The organism is Pseudomonas japonica (assembly GCF_900188455.1).
Classification (GTDB): Bacteria; Pseudomonadota; Gammaproteobacteria; order Pseudomonadales; family Pseudomonadaceae; genus Aquipseudomonas; species Aquipseudomonas japonica.
Map to the genome: position 1 here is coordinate 88,167 of NZ_FZOL01000013.1, position 12,723 is coordinate 100,889.

The 12,723-nt window shown below is 62.7% G+C and carries 11 protein-coding genes, 4 tRNA genes and 1 riboswitch; of the genes, 7 read left to right on the plus strand and 8 right to left on the minus strand.

Going from position 1 to position 12,723, the window contains the following annotated elements:
- Positions 1-84: 84 nt before the first annotated feature.
- The 8 genes from clpX to CHB99_RS16860 all read right to left on the minus strand — a co-directional run bounded on the left by clpX (position 85) and on the right by CHB99_RS16860 (position 4,672).
- Positions 85-1,368 (minus strand): ATP-dependent Clp protease ATP-binding subunit ClpX, encoded by a 1,284-nt coding sequence (clpX, locus tag CHB99_RS16825; RefSeq protein ID WP_042126250.1) that lies wholly within the window; start codon positions 1,366-1,368, stop codon positions 85-87.
- Positions 1,369-1,476: 108 nt separating this feature from the next.
- On the minus strand, positions 1,477-2,118 hold the full coding sequence (clpP, locus tag CHB99_RS16830; protein ID WP_042126248.1) for an ATP-dependent Clp endopeptidase proteolytic subunit ClpP: 642 nt from the start codon (positions 2,116-2,118) through the stop codon (positions 1,477-1,479).
- A gap of 90 nt (positions 2,119-2,208) precedes the next feature.
- Positions 2,209-3,522: a trigger factor gene (gene tig, locus CHB99_RS16835; RefSeq protein ID WP_042126246.1), complete on the minus strand. Its 1,314-nt coding sequence runs from the start codon at positions 3,520-3,522 to the stop codon at positions 2,209-2,211.
- Positions 3,523-3,743: 221 nt separating this feature from the next.
- Positions 3,744-4,049: a DUF6388 family protein gene (locus CHB99_RS16840; protein WP_042126244.1), complete on the minus strand. Its 306-nt coding sequence runs from the start codon at positions 4,047-4,049 to the stop codon at positions 3,744-3,746.
- Positions 4,050-4,212: 163 nt separating this feature from the next.
- A tRNA-His gene (locus tag CHB99_RS16845) sits at positions 4,213-4,288 on the minus strand.
- A 58-nt stretch (positions 4,289-4,346) separates the two neighbouring features.
- Positions 4,347-4,431, minus strand: a tRNA-Leu gene (locus CHB99_RS16850).
- Positions 4,432-4,484: 53 nt separating this feature from the next.
- A tRNA-His gene (locus CHB99_RS16855) sits at positions 4,485-4,560 on the minus strand.
- 35 nt (positions 4,561-4,595) lie between these two features.
- Positions 4,596-4,672: transfer RNA gene (locus tag CHB99_RS16860), tRNA-Arg, on the minus strand.
- Between the two features lie 280 nt (positions 4,673-4,952).
- Between CHB99_RS16860 and folD the strand changes: the two genes are divergently transcribed.
- The 7 genes from folD (at position 4,953) to CHB99_RS16895 (ending at position 12,659) form a co-directional block, all read left to right on the plus strand.
- Positions 4,953-5,807 carry a bifunctional methylenetetrahydrofolate dehydrogenase/methenyltetrahydrofolate cyclohydrolase FolD gene (gene folD / locus CHB99_RS16865; protein WP_042126242.1) on the plus strand — a complete coding sequence of 285 codons (855 nt, stop codon included), beginning with the start codon at positions 4,953-4,955 and terminating at the stop codon, positions 5,805-5,807.
- Between the two features lie 102 nt (positions 5,808-5,909).
- Positions 5,910-6,110, plus strand: a riboswitch (cobalamin riboswitch).
- A 118-nt stretch (positions 6,111-6,228) separates the two neighbouring features.
- Entirely contained in the window at positions 6,229-8,163 is a 1,935-nt protein-coding gene (locus CHB99_RS16870) for a TonB-dependent receptor plug domain-containing protein (RefSeq protein ID WP_042126240.1), read from the plus strand.
- A gap of 65 nt (positions 8,164-8,228) precedes the next feature.
- Complete coding sequence (locus CHB99_RS16875; RefSeq protein ID WP_042126238.1) at positions 8,229-8,579, plus strand: (2Fe-2S) ferredoxin domain-containing protein; 351 nt, start codon at positions 8,229-8,231, stop codon at positions 8,577-8,579.
- On the plus strand, positions 8,576-9,490 hold the full coding sequence (locus tag CHB99_RS16880) for an ABC transporter substrate-binding protein (protein ID WP_042126237.1): 915 nt from the start codon (positions 8,576-8,578) through the stop codon (positions 9,488-9,490). Before CHB99_RS16875 ends, CHB99_RS16880 begins: the two co-directional genes overlap by 4 nt.
- 134 nt (positions 9,491-9,624) lie before the next feature.
- Positions 9,625-10,542 carry a citrulline utilization hydrolase CtlX gene (gene ctlX / locus CHB99_RS16885; RefSeq protein WP_042126389.1) on the plus strand — a complete coding sequence of 306 codons (918 nt, stop codon included), beginning with the start codon at positions 9,625-9,627 and terminating at the stop codon, positions 10,540-10,542.
- A 25-nt stretch (positions 10,543-10,567) separates the two neighbouring features.
- Positions 10,568-11,614: an ornithine cyclodeaminase gene (locus tag CHB99_RS16890; protein ID WP_042126234.1), complete on the plus strand. Its 1,047-nt coding sequence runs from the start codon at positions 10,568-10,570 to the stop codon at positions 11,612-11,614.
- Positions 11,615-11,879: 265 nt separating this feature from the next.
- Positions 11,880-12,659, plus strand: coding sequence for an ABC transporter substrate-binding protein (locus tag CHB99_RS16895; RefSeq protein WP_042126231.1), 780 nt, complete (start codon positions 11,880-11,882; stop codon positions 12,657-12,659).
- Positions 12,660-12,723 lie beyond the last annotated feature (64 nt).

Below are 12,723 nucleotides of genomic sequence, written 5' to 3' on the forward strand. Positions count from 1 at the left end.
GGCAGCCCCGGAAAAAAACAAGCTCCGCGACAGGAAAAGCAAAGGGGCCCGTAGGCCCCTTGCTGGTTTCACTGCCTCTCAGACTCAGGCGTCTGGTGCGGCCTTGGCTGGCGGCTCGCTGTTCTCGTAGATCAACAGCGGCTGCGAGGTGCCATCGATGACGCTCTCGTCGATCACTACCTTGCTGACATCCTTCTGCGAAGGAATCTCGTACATGGTGTCGAGGAGGATGCCTTCGAGGATCGAACGCAGGCCACGGGCACCGGTCTTGCGCTCCAGCGCCTTGCGAGCGACCGACTTCAACGCATCGCTGCGGAACTCCAGATCCACGCCTTCCATCTCGAACAGCTTGCCGTACTGCTTGGTCAAGGCGTTCTTCGGCTCGGTCAGGATCTGCATCAGCGCGGCCTCATCCAGCTCATCGAGCGTCGCCAGGACCGGCAGACGACCGACGAACTCGGGAATCAGGCCGAACTTGACCAGATCGTCCGGCTCGACTTCACGCAGCGACTCGCCAACCTTCTTGCCCTCCTCCTTGCTGCGAACTTCGGCGCCGAAGCCGATGCCGCCGCGGGTGGAGCGCTGCTGGATGACTTTCTCCAGACCAGAGAAGGCACCACCGCAGATGAACAGAATGTTGCGTGTGTCGACCTGCAGGAACTCCTGCTGCGGGTGCTTGCGACCACCTTGCGGCGGAACCGAGGCAACGGTGCCCTCGATCAGCTTGAGCAGTGCCTGTTGCACACCCTCGCCCGAAACATCGCGCGTGATCGACGGGTTGTCGGACTTGCGCGAAATCTTGTCGATTTCGTCGATGTAGACAATGCCCATCTGGGCCTTTTCCACGTCGTAATCACACTTCTGCAGCAGCTTCTGAATGATGTTCTCGACGTCTTCGCCCACGTAACCGGCTTCGGTCAGCGTAGTGGCGTCGGCGATGGTGAACGGCACGTTCAGCAGGCGAGCGAGTGTTTCCGCGAGCAGGGTCTTGCCCGAGCCAGTCGGGCCGATGAGCAGGATGTTGCTCTTGCCCAGTTCGACGTCGTCGGATTTCTTGTCACGTTGGTTCAGACGCTTGTAGTGGTTGTACACCGCTACGGCCAGAACCTTTTTCGCGCGCTCCTGACCAATGACGTACTGGTCCAGGATGGCGCTGATTTCTTTCGGCGAAGGCAATTTATGCGCGCTGCTCTCGGCCTGGGCTTCCTGCACCTCCTCGCGGATGATGTCGTTGCACAGGTCGACGCACTCGTCGCAGATAAATACCGAGGGTCCGGCAATCAACTTGCGCACTTCATGCTGGCTTTTGCCGCAGAAGGAGCAATAGAGCAATTTGCCGTTGTCCTCGCCGTTACGGGTGTCAGTCATTCGATCGATCCAATCCGGTAGGCTTGCAACACAAGATGAAGGCAATTGCGGGCTTTTTCAAGTCCGCAGGCAGGCGCTTTCCGCACCTGCCCGCTCTGGCATCCGGGATCAGGATACCAGTTGCCGCTTGTCGTAGACCGAGTCGATCAGGCCGTACTCGGCCGCGCGCTGGGCGCTCATGAAGTTGTCGCGTTCGGTATCGCGCTTGATGGTTTCCAGCTCCTGACCAGTGTGATGGGCCAGCAGCTCGTTCAGACGCGACTTGATGTTGAGGATTTCCTGGGCATGGATCTCGATATCGGTCGCCTGGCCCTGGAAACCGCCCAGCGGCTGGTGAATCATCACCCGCGAGTTCGGCAGGCAGTGACGCTTGCCGGCGGCACCGGCAGCCAGCAGGAAGGCGCCCATGCTGCAGGCCTGGCCGATACAGATGGTGGAGACGTCCGGCTTGATGAACTGCATGGTGTCGTAGATCGACATGCCGGCAGTCACCGAACCGCCTGGGGAGTTGATGTACAGATGGATATCCTTGTCCGGGTTTTCCGCTTCAAGGAACAGCAGTTGCGCCACTACCAGGTTGGCCATGTAGTCCTCTACAGGACCCACCAGGAAGATCACTCGCTCCTTCAACAGGCGCGAGTAGATGTCATAGGCACGTTCGCCACGGGCGGACTGCTCGATAACCATCGGGACCAGGCCACCGGCGGCCTGGATGTCAGAGCTCTGCTGAATATAAGAATTGCGGGACATGTCCTGCACTCACTCCCAAATAGTCATGGCTTGAATACGCACAAGCCAGCGCGAAGGCTGGCTTGTGGGGTTTTCCTACGAAGGAGGAAATCACTCAGCGGCGGCAGGTGCCTGTGCTGGTTTGACGGCTTCTTCGTAAGAGACCGACTTGTCGGTCACAGTCGCTTTCTGCAGGACAGTATCTACAACTTGCTCTTCCAGCACAACCGAACGAACTTCGTTCATTTGCTGGTCGTTCTTGTAGTACCAGGCCACGACTTGCTCAGGCTCCTGGTAGGCCGAAGCCATTTCCTGGATCAGTTCGCGAACGCGATCTTCGTCCGGCTTCAGCTCGTTCTGCTTGACCACTTCGGCGACGATCAGACCCAGCACGACGCGGCGCTTGGCTTGCTCTTCGAACAGTTCGGCCGGCAGTTGCTCAGGCTTGATGTTGCCACCAAACTGCTGAACGGCCTGAACGCGCAGGCGGTTCACTTCGTTTTCCAGCAGGGCTTTCGGCACTTCGATCGGGTTGGCAGCCAGCAGGCCGTCCATTACCTGGTTCTTGACCTTGGTCTTGATCGCCTGGCGCAGTTCACGCTCCATGTTCTTGCGAACTTCGGTGCGGAAACCATCCAGACCGGTTTCCTTGATGCCAAATTGAGCGAAGAACTCTTCGTTCAGCTCAGGCAGCTTCGGCTCGGAAACGCTGTTGACGGTGACGGTGAACTCGGCGGCTTTGCCAGCCAGGTCGAGGCTCTGGTAGTCCTCGGGGAAGTTCAGGGTCAGAACACGCTCTTCACCTGCCTTGGCACCGACCAGACCTTCTTCGAAGCCTGGGATCATGCGGCCGGAGCCCAGCACCAGCTGAGTGCCCTTGGCCGAACCACCAGCGAAGGCTTCGCCGTCGATCTTGCCGACGAAGTCGATGTTCAGCTGGTCTTCGTTCTGGGCAGCGCGGTCGGCGGCTTCGAAACGGGTGTTCTGCTTGCGCAGGACTTCCAGCATGTTGTCGAGGTCGGCGTCGGCGACGTCGGCGCTCAGGCGCTCGACGGCGATCGAGTCGAAGCCGGCAACGGTGAACTCAGGGAAAACCTCGAAAATGGCGACGTATTCCAGGTCCTTGCCCTTTTCGAACGATTTTGGCTCGACGGCAGGGGCGCCAGCCGGGTTCAGCTTCTGCTCGACCACGGCTTCATAGAAGGAAGCCTGGACCAGATCACCGAAAGCTTCCTGACGGGCGGTGTCTTCATAACGCTGACGGATCACGCTCATCGGCACTTTGCCAGGACGGAAGCCTGGAACCTTGGCGCGACGGGCAGTCTGTTGCAGACGCTTGTTGACTTCGGTCTCGACGCGCTCTGCCGGTACGGCGATGGTCATACGACGCTCGAGAGCGGAAGTATTTTCAACAGAAACTTGCATGAATATTCCTCGTTGCACAGACGTTAGCCGGCGATACCCGACTCCAGAATCAAGGGCAAGCATTCTAGTAGCTCACACACCAGAAGTCACCCTGTTCAACCCGGAGGCGAATGGCGCCGACCCTCTTTGATTTCGACAATAACCCGGACGCCCGGGCGACAACGCCACTCTGCGCGAAACAGAGCGCCTGCGCCGCCCGGAACAATGAATCGACAACAGGCTCAGGAAGCAGGACCGTCGATCTCGTTGAAGTCGCAGTACTCTTCCCAACTCATCCCCAGCGCCTGCGCCACTTCGCGATGGACTTCCAGGCGCATGACCTGCAGTTCTTCCGGCGACTCGGCAATCAGGCGCAGCGCCAGCTCCCAGGGCTCCACGCCCTGTTCCTGGGCCTCGTCCTCGAACGCCCATTGAATCTGTTGCTGCTGCTCGGTTTCACTCAAGGCGGCGATTTCCGCGAGCAGTTGCGGATTGGCCTGAGCGAAGCGCTCCAGCGCGAGCGCCTGGCGGGATTCTTTTGCAATCATTTTTCTACCTGTTCGCCGGCCTGCCGGCTTTTTGTCAACCGGCTGAAATCTATCAGTTTTCATTCAGCGGTTACTAGCCGTCGCCAGCAGCAAAACCTCTACACGAAACGACAGGCCAAAAACACAAAAGGCGCCTGATTTTCATCAGGCGCCTTTCGAAATATGGGGTGGACGAAGGGAATCGAACCCTCGACCACAGGAATCACAATCCTGCGCTCTACCAACTGAGCTACGTCCACCATATGCTGCTGACTTGCGGCTTTCTCACACCTCAGTGCGAGGTGGTGAAAGCATGAATGGTGCGGACGAAGAGACTCGAACTCTTACAGCTTGCGCCGCTGGAACCTAAATCCAGTGTGTCTACCAATTTCACCACGTCCGCGTGAAGCATTTAAAGCAAAGGCGCCAGACTTTCATCAGGCGCCTTTTGGAATATGGGGTGGACGAAGGGAATCGAACCCTCGACCACAGGAATCACAATCCTGCGCTCTACCAACTGAGCTACGTCCACCATATTGCTGTTACTTGTGCCAAAGCTGCCTTGATTGGCGCACCCGGCAGGACTCGAACCTGCGACCATCCGCTTAGAAGGCGGATGCTCTATCCAGCTGAGCTACGGGCGCATATTTAATCTGCTTTCGCTTGCGATTACAAATTAACGTTTAGCCGTACCAAACAAGCCAAAATTCGCTTATTTTGCCCGACCTTGCTAACCAGTGCTAGGCCCTGCCCGACAAGTGAGGCGCATCTTATAGACCACCCGTCACATCGTCAACATGTTTCTCAAAAAAATTCATTTTATTGAAGGGCTTAGGGCAATTGCCAGACCAAGCACCTTTGCCCTTCGGTCTGCTCATGAGAGAATGCGCGCTCTTTTTTTCTCTCGATGGTTAATCACCCGTCATGACTGCACAACTTATCGACGGCAAGGCGATCGCCGCCAGCCTGCGCCAGCAGATCGCCCAACGTGTCGTTGAACGTCGCCAGCAAGGTCTGCGGACCCCCGGCCTGGCGGTGATCCTGGTTGGCAACGATCCCGCCTCCCAAGTGTACGTATCGCACAAGCGCAAGGACTGCGAGGAAGTCGGCTTCATTTCGCAAGCCTTCGACCTGCCGAGCACTACCCGCCAGCAGGAACTGACCGATCTGATCGATCGCCTCAACGATGACGCGAACATCGACGGTATCCTCCTGCAGCTGCCGCTGCCGGCCCACCTCGACGCCTCCCTGCTGCTCGAGCGCATCCGCCCGGATAAAGACGTCGACGGTTTCCACCCCTACAACATCGGTCGCCTGGCCCAGCGTATCCCGCTGCTGCGCCCATGCACGCCGAAAGGCATCATGACCCTGCTGCAGAGCACCGGCCAGGACCTCTACGGCATGAACGCCGTGGTCGTCGGCGCCTCCAACATCGTCGGTCGCCCCATGGCCATGGAACTGCTGCTGGCCGGCTGCACAGTGACCGTCACCCACCGCTTCACCAAGGACCTCGCCGGCCACGTCAGCCGTGCCGACCTGGTGGTGGTCGCCGCCGGCAAGCCGGGGCTGGTCAAGGGTGAGTGGATCAAGGAAGGCGCGATCGTCATCGACGTCGGCATCAACCGCCAGGAAGACGGCAAGCTGGTCGGCGACGTGGTCTACGAGACCGCCCTGCCCCGCGCCGGCTGGATCACGCCGGTACCGGGCGGTGTTGGCCCGATGACCCGCGCCTGCCTGCTGGAGAACACCCTGTACGCCGCGGAAGAGCTGCACAAGTAAGCCTGCGGCGCGACGACGACGGCACCCTTCGCGGTGCCGTTTTTTTGCCCGCGACCCAGCGATTTTCGCCCCCCAGGTTGACGAACGGTCATCCCGATGGTCAGATGCCGCCCGTTTTCAGGTGTCTGCCGCCGCCGCGCGGCAGGTGAAACGGGAAGCCGGTGCGTCCTTCGGGACCAGTCCGGCGCTGCCCCCGCAACGGTAAGCGAGTGACGCATTCACAAGGCCACTGTGCGCAAGCATGGGAAGGCGAATGCTTCCAGCCTCGCAAGCCCGGAGACCGGCCTGCAAACATCGCGACTGAGAACGGATTCGTCAGTCATTTGGCAAACCTGCGGTGGGCGGGCACGAGCCGGTAATCTGGCGCGCGTTCGCCAGTACCCTCCTGTGCGCTTCCCGAAAGTTCCTTTTCGAGAAGTCGATGAATACACGTAATCTTTCGCTGATTGGCTGCCTTCTGGGCTGCAACGAGGCCGCGCTCGCGGCTGCGCTGACCCTGGACCAGCAGATCGTTTCGGCACCCCCGGTGGAGTCCACCACCATCGCGCAGATGGCCCGCTACGGCAGCAAGGTCGAAGTGGTGGAGCGCGCGCAGATCGAACGCGCCGGCCCCAGCGCCGACATCACCCGCGTCCTGCAGATGTTCGTCCCCGGCCTGTACGTCGCGCCCAAGCAGGGCCCGTTCGACTACGGCACCTACTCGCTGCTGGGCGGGCGCAACGACGACACGCTGATCCTGCTCGACGGCGTGCGCCTGAACAACCGCCTCTACGGCGGAATCTACATCGACACCCTGCCCGCCGCGGCGATCGAGCGCATCGAAGTGCTCAAGGGCGGCCAGAGCCTGCTGTTCGGTACCCAGGCGGTCTCCGGCGTGATCAATATCGTCACCCGCAACGCCCAGTCCCGCGCGGCCTCCGGCCAGGTCAACCTGGGTGTCGACAGCTTCGCCGGGCGCAACGGCGACGCGCGCATCGAACGCATCTTCGGCAACGGCTGGGGCGATCTCGGCCTGCTGGCCTATGTCAGCCACAACATTTCCGAGGGCTACCAGCCCTACCACAGCAGCGACATCACCCGGACGGTCAGCGACAGGAAGCGCAGCTACGAGGTCAACACCTTCGGCGCCAAGGCCGCGCAGAGCTTCGGCGACGACAGCCGCCTGGAACTGTTCTACCAGTACAGCGCCGCCAGCCTCGACTTCCTGCGCCCCGACGCCAACCGCAACACCACCAACGACCGCGTCCAGCAGATCGCCACGGCGACCTTCCAGCAACACCTGAACGAAGATTTCAGCTACTTCGTCAAGGGCCACATGAACGACTGGGACACCCGCTACGACCGTGTCTACAACAATGCCGACGGCAGCCCGCGGGTGCTCAACCACAACGACTACTGGGGCTTCAGCGACTGGGGCGTGCAGGCCGAGGGCACGGCGCTGCTGCCCGGTGGCCACACCCTGGTGTTCGGCAGCGACAACCAGTTCTACAAGGGCAAGGACGATGTGCTGAAGATCGACCAGAACCAGGCCGAGGCCCACGCCCTGTATGTGCAACTGCGTCCGGAAATCGCCGCCCTGCCCGACTGGCACCCGAGCATCGGCGTGCGCCGCGAGCATCTGAGCGGCGGCGACAGCGCCACCGTGGGCATGTTCACCTCGCTCTACGACCTCACCGACAACCTCAAGCTGCGCGGTCAGTTCGGTTCGGCCTACAAACTGCCGAACGCCGAACAGTTGTACGTCAACGAGCCAGGCGACGAGATGGGCAACCCCAACCTCAAGGCCGAGAAAAGCCGCAATGCCGAACTGGGCCTGGACTACAGCAATCTGCTCCAGGGCCAGCCCTACAGCATCAGCGGCACGCTGTTCCACCGGCGCATCGAGGACCTGATCACCATCGTCGACAGCCAGTGGGTCAACGGCGACGGCGAGATCACCGTGCGCGGCTTCGAGCTCGATGGCCAGGTGCAGCTCAGCGACCGCTGGCAACTGCAGGCGGACATGACCCGCAACCTGAGCGAATCGCGCAACGGCGCAACCATCAACAACATCCCGCACTTCTTCGCCCGCAGCCGGGTCGGCTACGAGTCCGCCGACCGCATGTGGGGCGCCGGCGCGGCGGTGCGCTACATCGGCAGCGTGATCAGCCCGCGGGATATCGACTACGGCCACTACAGCGTGGTCGACGCCGATGCCTACCGCTACCTGGACAGCCAGCGCCAGCACCGCTTGAGCCTGCTGCTGGAGAACCTGCTGGACCGCGATTACACCACCAGCATGGACAGCGGGTCGCGCCGGGTGAGCAACCTGGGCCGGCCGTTCACCGCCGAGGCGCGCTACACCTACAGCTTCTGATGCCAAGCGTCGGGGGCCGCTTTACGGCCCCCGGCAACCAGCCCCTTCTCGCCAAGGACCCTCGCATGCAGGAAAAGGACATCCCCAGCAACCCGGAGTGGTCGCACATCCCCGACCACGCCCGCCACGTCATGCTCTGCACCGGCCCGCGCTGCACCCTGCGCGGGGCGCTGAAAGTCTGGAAGACGGTGCGCAACGAGCTGCTCGCGGCACAGCGCATGGAAACCGCCGACGGTGTCCTGCTGACCCGCACCCATTGCCAGTTCCCGTGCAACCTCGGGCCGGTGGCGACGGTCTACCCGGACCGTTGCTGGTACCGCATCGCCAGCCACGACGATGCGCGGCGGCTGGTGCGCGAACACCTGATCGACGGCCAGCCCGTGCGCGACCTGCTGCTCAAGGGAGTCGGACAATGAGGCACCTGGTCTGGCTGTTGCTGCTGGGTCTGGGCAGCGCCCACGCCCTCGAATACCGCAACTGCGGCGAAACCCGGGTGCTCACGCACACCCCGCCACAACGTATTCTCGCCCTCAACCAGCACGCCGCCGACCTGTTGCTGGCACTGGATGCGGGGCCCGCGCTGGCCGCGGTCAGCTATATAGATGACGACGCCGGCGCGCTGAAGGACAACCGCTACCGCGGCGTGCCGCTGCTGTCGCGTCAGTACCCGTCCCAGGAAGTCTTCTACGCCGGGCGCTTCGATCTGGCGGTCGGCGGTTTCGCCAGCGCCTTTCGCGAGGGCGTCGGCTCGCGCAACGACCTCGCCCGCCTCGGCATCGCCAGCTATCTGCTGGAAAACGCCTGCGCCACACCCCCCGCGTCCGGCTTCGCCGCCATCGAACATGACCTGCGCACGCTCGGCCAGGTGCTCGGTCGCCCGGCACGCGCGCATGAGCTGATCACCCGGCAGCGCGACGATCTGCAAAAAGCCCGCGCGATCGCCGCCGGACACCCGCCGCTGGCCGTCTTCTACCTGGACAGCGAAACCCGCGGCCTCGACAGCGAGGGCCGGCGCGGTTTCGTCAGCGAGCTGATCGCCGTGGCCGGCGGGCGCAACATCCTGGCCGACATCGACCTGCACCGGGTCACGGTGGACGCGGAAAGCCTACTGAGGCACGACCCGGACGTGCTTCTGCTGGCCGACGCCGTGTGGTCCCGGGCCAGCGCCAAGCGCGACTACCTGCGCCGCCATCCGGCCCTGTCGCATCTGCGCGCGGTGCGCGAGAACCGCATGATCGATGTACCCTTCACCCACCTGCTCGCCGGTGAACACAGCGCCCGCACCGCGCTGTACCTGGCGCGGGAACTGGCGAAGATCCGCAACTGAAGGGCGGCAGCCGATTCGGCTGCGAAACCGCCGGTTTCAGCTTTCCCGGCTGGGCGTCTGACATGCTTCAGCCGGGATTGCGCCGGCATCGGGAGGACAATGGTCGCATCGCCAACCCCCGGATGCGTGCCCCGATGCAAACAACAAATACGGTCCTGATGATCCGCCCGGCGCGGTTCGCCTTCAACCCGGACACCGCCCTCAACAACCGTTTCCAGAAGCCCGTGCTGGACGCCGAGGCGGCACAGCGCAAAGCGCTGGAAGAATTCGACGGCTATGTCGATACCCTGCGCCAGCATGGCGTGGAGGTGCTGGTGGTGCAGGACACTCCGGCGCCGCACACCCCGGACTCGATCTTTCCCAACAACTGGTGGAGCAGCCACGCCGACGGCAGCCTGGTGCTGTACCCCATGGAAGGCCGCAACCGCCGCCTGGAACGGGACAAGGGTGTGCTGCGGGTGCTCGACGAGCGCTTCGCCATTCGCAACACCATCGACCTCAGTTCGCTGGAGCAACAGGAGATCTTCCTCGAAGGCACCGGCAGCATGGTCCTCGACCGCGAACACCGCATCAGCTACGCCTGCCATTCCGGGCGCACCCACGGCGAGGCGCTGCGCGAATTCGCCGAGCGCCTGGACTATCGCCTCTGCGTGTTTCATGCCGTGGACCGTCACCAGGCACCGATCTACCACAGCAACGTCATGATGAGCGTCGGCCGTCAGCTCGCCGTGGTCTGCCTCGACGCCCTGCCCAATGCCGCCGAACGCTACACCCTCGAACGCAGCCTGCGCGACACCGGCAAGGACATCCTCGCCCTGGACTTCGACCAGCTCGAAGGCTTCGCCGGCAACATGCTCGAAGTGCACGACAAACAAGGCCAGGCGCTGCTGGTGATGTCACGCAGCGCCTGGAACTCGCTGAGCCCGGCGCAACGCCGCCAGGCCGAACGCCACAGCCACCCGGTGGTGGTGAACATCGACCATATCGAACGCATTGGCGGTGGCAGCGCGCGCTGCATGCTCGCCGAAGTGCACCTGCCCGTTCGCAACTGAAACCGCCTAGCAGAAGGACGCCATCATGACCCGCTATATCGACGTGACCGATCTCAGCCACCTGGTTGCCCGCAAGGGCCTGACCACTTGCCTGGAGGAAATGGCCGAGTACATCCGCCAGGACTATCTGCGCTGGCACGACTTCGAAAAATGCGCACGGGTGGCCAACCACTCGCCGGACGGCGTGATCGAACTGATGCCGGCCTCCGACGCCAACCTGTACGCCTTCAAGTACGTCAACGGCCATCCGAAGAACACCCGCCACGGCATGCTCACGGTGATGGCCTTCGGCGCCCTCGGCGACGTGGATACCGGCAAGCCGCTGCTGCTCAGCGAAATGACCCTGACCACGGCGATCCGCACCGCCGCGACCTCGGCCCTGGCCGCGCGCTACCTGGCCCGCCCGGACAGCCGCAGCATGGCGCTGATCGGCAACGGCTCGCAGAGCGAGTTCCAGGCCATCGCCTTCCATGCCCTGCTCGGTATCGAAGAGATCCGCCTGTACGACCTCGACCCACAGGCCACCGAGAAGCTCGCCGCCAACCTCGCCGCCTACCCGGGCATCCGCCTGGTCAAGGCTGCCTCGGTGGCGGACGCGGTGCGCGGCGCCGATATCGTCACCACGGTCACCGCCGACAAGGCCTGCGCGACCATCCTCACCCCGGAGATGATCGAGCCGGGCATGCACCTCAACGCCGTCGGCGGCGACTGCCCGGGCAAGACCGAGCTGCACCGCGACATCGTCGAACATGCCCGGGTAATCGTCGAATACGAACCGCAGAGCCGCATCGAAGGCGAGATCCAGCAAATGCCGGCCGACTCGCCAGTGACCGAGTTCTGGCAACTGGTGAACGGCGAGATCGAGGGTCGCCAGGCAGCCGACCAGGTCACCCTGTTCGACTCCGTCGGCTTCGCCATCGAGGACTACTCCGCACTGCGCTACGTGCTGGATGTGGCCAAGGCCCTGGAGATCGGCAGCGAGATCGAGCTGGTACCGGACCTGCGCGACCCGAAAGACCTCTACGCCCTGCTTCAGCCCGCGGTGACCGCGGTGCAGAAGAAGCGCGCCTGACCCAGCCGAATCCGCCGCGGCAGCCCCGCGGCGGATCGGAAACCGCTGTCGCAAAGCCAAAACAGGAGGTGCTCCAGCCGAATCGGCTGCCGATGCAGCACTAACAACATATTCCGGTAGTCGGCACCGGCCCGAACGACACAAAAAATCCGCTGTCATCGCGCATCCTGAGCCCCGACCGAAGAGTCATTACAAGACCACGAGGCCTAGGCCTACGAAGCGTTTCACTGCCCTACATCAACTACAAAACACAGGGACCACATCTATGACTTCGCTGCGAAAACTTCTCGGCGTCCTGCTCCTGCCACTCTGCGCCAGCGCGGCCCAGGCCCAGGAATGGAAAGAAATCCGCTTTGGCGTCTTCCCCGAATATCCCCCCTTCGAGTCCGTCGCCGCCGACGGCAGCCTGCAGGGCTTCGACATCGAGCTGGGCAATGCGATCTGCGCCAAGCTGGAAGTCAAATGCACCTGGGTACACAACGAATTCGACGGCATGATCCCGGCGCTGCGCGCACGCAAGTTCGACGCCATCATGTCGTCCATGGCGGTCACCCCGGCACGCCTGAAGCAGATCGATTTCAGTGATCGCCTGTTCCTCAGCCCGACCTCGGTGATCGTGCGCAAGGGCGCCGGCTTCGGCGAAACCCCGGAATCCCTCAAGGGCAAGAAGGTCGGCGTGCTGCAGGGCTCGCTGCAGGAAGCCTACGCCCGCGCCAAGCTGGCACCGCTGGGCGCCGAAGTGAAGGCCTACCAGGCCCAGGACCAGAACTACGCCGACCTGATCAATGGCCGTCTCGACGCCACCGTCACCGACAAGCTGGAAGCCCAGCTCAACTTCCTCACCAAACCCGAAGGCGCCGACTTCCAGAGCGGCCCGGCGATCAAGGATCCGACCCTGCCGCTGGACATCGCCATGGGCGTGCGCAAGAACGACGCCGAACTCAAGGCCCTGCTCAACAAGGGCATCGCCGCGGTGCTGGCCGATGGCACCTTCGCGAAGATCCAGCAGAAGTACGTCGGCGATCTGGATATCTACAACGAGTAACCCCGCCGGCCGCTGACCGGGCTCGCGCCTGGTCGGCGGCACCACGAGCGCCCATCGAGATTTT

Excerpts from the sequence above, each read along its gene's own strand:
- clpX (WP_042126250.1), bottom strand. The coding sequence starts at position 1,368 with ATGACTGACACCCGTAACGGCGAGGACAACGGCAAATTGCTCTATTGC.
- clpP (WP_042126248.1), bottom strand. The coding sequence starts at position 2,118 with ATGTCCCGCAATTCTTATATTCAGCAGAGCTCTGACATCCAGGCCGCC.
- tig (WP_042126246.1), bottom strand. The coding sequence starts at position 3,522 with ATGCAAGTTTCTGTTGAAAATACTTCCGCTCTCGAGCGTCGTATGACC.
- CHB99_RS16840 (WP_042126244.1), bottom strand. The coding sequence starts at position 4,049 with ATGATTGCAAAAGAATCCCGCCAGGCGCTCGCGCTGGAGCGCTTCGCT.
- folD (WP_042126242.1), top strand. The coding sequence starts at position 4,953 with ATGACTGCACAACTTATCGACGGCAAGGCGATCGCCGCCAGCCTGCGC.
- CHB99_RS16870 (WP_042126240.1), top strand. The coding sequence starts at position 6,229 with ATGAATACACGTAATCTTTCGCTGATTGGCTGCCTTCTGGGCTGCAAC.
- CHB99_RS16875 (WP_042126238.1), top strand. The coding sequence starts at position 8,229 with ATGCAGGAAAAGGACATCCCCAGCAACCCGGAGTGGTCGCACATCCCC.
- CHB99_RS16880 (WP_042126237.1), top strand. The coding sequence starts at position 8,576 with ATGAGGCACCTGGTCTGGCTGTTGCTGCTGGGTCTGGGCAGCGCCCAC.
- ctlX (WP_042126389.1), top strand. The coding sequence starts at position 9,625 with ATGCAAACAACAAATACGGTCCTGATGATCCGCCCGGCGCGGTTCGCC.
- CHB99_RS16890 (WP_042126234.1), top strand. The coding sequence starts at position 10,568 with ATGACCCGCTATATCGACGTGACCGATCTCAGCCACCTGGTTGCCCGC.
- CHB99_RS16895 (WP_042126231.1), top strand. The coding sequence starts at position 11,880 with ATGACTTCGCTGCGAAAACTTCTCGGCGTCCTGCTCCTGCCACTCTGC.